We start from the raw sequence: 2,813 nt of genomic DNA, 5'->3' as shown, positions 1-2,813 counted from the left end.
CGGCCCCGCCGGAGGGATCCGGCGGGCACTCGCGGCCGCTGTGGGCCCCTGGGCAGGGCCCCGTGCTACTCGGTCAGCCGCGCCGGGGCACCCGCTGCCTTCCTGTCCTTGAACCCGATGTCCTGGAAGCGCGGCGTACCGAAGCCGAAGGCGCCGACGTTCACGAGCTTCTTGTCGACCGCCACCAGCTGCGGGCGCTGGTAGAGCGGGATCGAGCCCGCGGCGGCCCAGATCCGGGCGTCCGCCTGCTTCATCAGGTCACGGGACGCCTTCTCGTCCAGGGTCGCGACCGCCCGGTCGAAGAGCTGGTCGATGTAGTCGGTGCCGACCCGCGTGTAGTTCTGCTCGACGACCAGCGATCCGTCCGAGGCGGGGACCGGCTTGGCGAAGATGGGACGGCCGTCCGTGGCGGGGTAGGCGCTGACCGGCCACGAGTAGAGGGCCAGGTCGTACGCGCCGGAGGCGATGTGGTCCTTGAAGTAGCTCGCGTCGGAGACCTTGGTGATCACCGTCGAGATGCCGACGGAGTCGAGCTGGGCCGCGATCTTCTCGCCGACCTTGCGCAGAGCTGCCGACTCCGCCCCCGAGGGGAGCACGAACCGCAGGCTCAGCGTCTTGCCGTCCTTGCCGATCCTGCTGCGTACGGCCGCGTGCCGGGCCGGCGCCGCGGGCCTCGCCGGCGCGGCGGTGCCCACGGGGGCGTACAGGCCGGGGGCGCCCCCGGCCTTGCGGTCCCGGAGCGAGACCTGGGCGGCGGAGTCGTCGTCGCCCGGCTTGCCGTCGTCCCCGACGACGTAGCGCCCGGCGTTCCCGGCGTCGGCCTTCTCGTCGGCGGCGGCCTTGTCGGCCGCGGTCTTGCCGGCATCGGTCTTGTCCGCGTCGGTCTTGTCCGCGTCGGTCTTGTCCGCGTCGGTCTTGTCCGTGTCGGTCACGTCGGTGGTGGCCTTCCCGGTACCGTCCGCGTCGGCCGTCCCGGTACCGGTGCCCTCCGTGTCGGTCTTCCCGCTGCTCCCGTCCGTGTCGGTCTTCGCGGCGTCCGTACTCTCCGCGCCCGCAGCGCCGTCCCCGGCCTCCTCCGAGGCCTCCTCGTCGGCGTCCGCCGAGGCCGAGGCCTTGCCTGCTCCGGCCTTCGTCTCGGCCTCGCTGCCCGCCTCGGTGCCCTTGGGCTTCCGGGCGCCGCCGCCCGGTGTCCAGCCCGCGTCCGCGAGCAGCGCCAGGGCCTCCGCGGTGTCCTGGTCGCCGATGGCGCCGCTGCTGTCCGTGTAGCCCGGCTGGCCGAGCATGGCGAGGTGGCTGCCGAGCGGCTCGGAGGGCAGTCCCAGCGGCTTCAGGACGAAGTCGGCGATCTCCTGTCGGTCCAGCGCGCGGGCCACCGCCCGCCGCACCCGCTCGTCGGCCAGCGGGCCGGACTCCCCGTTGAGCGCCAGCTGTGTGTAGGCGGGCTCCAGGGACTTGCGTACGACGTAGGAGCGCAGGCCCGCCTGCTCGGCCTCGTACGTCTCGATCGCCTCCTTGGCCTTCTCCCGGGAAGCCTGCGCGATCTCGGCAGCCTCCTCGTCCGAGCCGTGGGCGAGCGCCCAGGAGCGCAGGGCGGCGGCGGGGGTGAGATCGGCCTGGGGACCGTGGGTGAGCGGGCGGCCGTTGCGGCCGTCGTCGCGGGCGGCGAGGCGGATGCGCTGCGCGTCGCTCCCGTCGATGTCGGCCACGTCGACGGTGCCCTCGGTGAGTGCCTTGCCCCGGTCCCGGGGAGCCACCGCGCGGAAGACGATCTTGTCCAGCTTCGCCCCGCCGCCCCACCAGCGGGGGTCGCGGACGACGGTGACGGTCTTGGCGCCCTTGTCGACGGACCGGAGCTTGAACGGTCCGGCCGTGTTCTTCAGAGTGGCGCGCGCGCCCTCGTTGAAGGAGTCCGGGGAGCCCATGACCTCCTTCGGGTACAGCGGCGAGAAGAGCGAGCGCCAGTCACCGTACGGCTTCGAGAAGGTGACCCGGACCTGGAGGTCGTCGTGGCCGCGTTCGATCTTCTCGATCCGTTCGTACCCGGCGTTGCGCGCGGTCCAGTACGCGGAGTCCTTGCCGTTCAGCGCGCGCCACTGGGCGACGAAGTCCGGGGCGCCGATCTCGCGGCCGTCGCTCCACACCGCCCGCTGGTTGAGCTTGTAGAGGACGACCTGCTTCGGTTCCCGGTCGATGACCTTCGCGGATTCCAGGTAGTCCGGGTTGAGCTTCGGCGCTCCCGTCGCGTCGAGCGGGAAGAGGTTCGGCAGGAGCGCGCCGGTGATCCGGGTGGTGGTGCTGTCCGCGTCCGCCTGGAAGGTGTTGAGCGTGGCGGGCACCGCGTCGACGGCCCAGTTCAGGGTGGATCCCTGGGCGATCGCTCCTCGGGCGGTCGGGGCGATGTCCTGGGGGACTCCGGCGGCGGCCTTCTCCCCGCCGGAGTCGCAGCCGGCCAGCGCCGGGATCGTGAGCACACCCGCGGTGAACAGCGCGAGGGTGCGGCGCTTGCGGACGGTCCCGCGCGGGACGCCGACGTGGGACATGGCTGATACCTCCGGGGCCGGAACGGACCACCCCGTACCGGAATGGACCGGATGACAGTTACCTGACGATCTGATGGCATAAGCGGTTGATCACACCGCTGACGCCTCCCCACTGAAAGCGCCTGCGCGCGTGGGTCGTCACCGACACGTCGACCCACCGGGAAACCTCACCCGCGCGGAGGTACGGGCGTGCGGCCGTCCGGTGGCTCGCCGGGCCCGCCACCTGGCTCCGGACACACCCGTGCCCCGGGTCCGGCGGTCTCGCCGGGGCCC

General features: G+C 72.7%; 1 protein-coding gene. It reads right to left on the bottom strand.

Translation table 11 applies throughout. The features are described from left to right. Window positions 1–65 precede the first annotated feature (65 nt). The gene (locus ACFWEP_RS33800; RefSeq protein WP_387375999.1) at window positions 66–2,540 is read right to left on the bottom strand and encodes an ABC transporter family substrate-binding protein; all 2,475 of its coding nucleotides are present in this window, start codon (window positions 2,538–2,540) and stop codon (window positions 66–68) included. Between the last annotated feature and the right edge of the window lie 273 nt (window positions 2,541–2,813).

Source organism: Streptomyces sp. NPDC060198 (assembly GCF_042728415.1).
GTDB lineage: Bacteria > Actinomycetota > Actinomycetes > Streptomycetales > Streptomycetaceae > Streptomyces.
The sequence above is the reverse complement of the archived record's forward strand: the minus strand, read 5'-3'. Positions and strand labels throughout refer to the sequence as shown.